Below are 438 nucleotides of genomic sequence, written 5' to 3' on the forward strand. Positions count from 1 at the left end.
CGCCCGCCCCAGCAGCACCAGTGACGCCGGCACCCGCTGCGGCGCCATTCTCGATGGTGCAAAGCGCTCTCTCGGCTTTCAAAGGCCCCAATCTGGCCGTGATCGGCGCCATCATCCTCGCCATCGGGGCATGCCTGCTGCTGCTGTTGCCGCAGCGGAAGGAGCGCTGAGCATGCGCACGCCGCGTTCGGACGGCGAGGCGATCTCGGATGCCGCGAGGATCCGCAGGGCAGCGCTGCTTTCCGCGGATATGCTGCCGGCCGCCCGATGGGATGGGACCGCGCCGCTCCTTGCCGATGGGTCTACCCTGTCACCGCGGCTGTATCGGCGGCTTTTCACTGAGATCGCGGAAGCCCATGGCGACCCCGCCACATTTGCCGACGGCGCCCGCCGCCTGATTTCCATGGACGCGGGCGGACGCGCAACGGCCGCGCTCCG

Annotated in this window: 1 pseudogene; it reads left to right on the forward strand. The window is 69.6% G+C overall.

The window, feature by feature from the left end:
* Positions 1 to 172: 172 nt before the first annotated feature.
* Positions 173 to 438, forward strand: a pseudogene (locus tag MOV76_RS39500) (hypothetical protein); the annotation flags it as partial.

This window comes from Rhizobium sp. PRIMUS64 (assembly GCF_023006465.1).
Classification (GTDB): domain Bacteria; phylum Pseudomonadota; class Alphaproteobacteria; order Rhizobiales; family Rhizobiaceae; genus Rhizobium; species Rhizobium leguminosarum.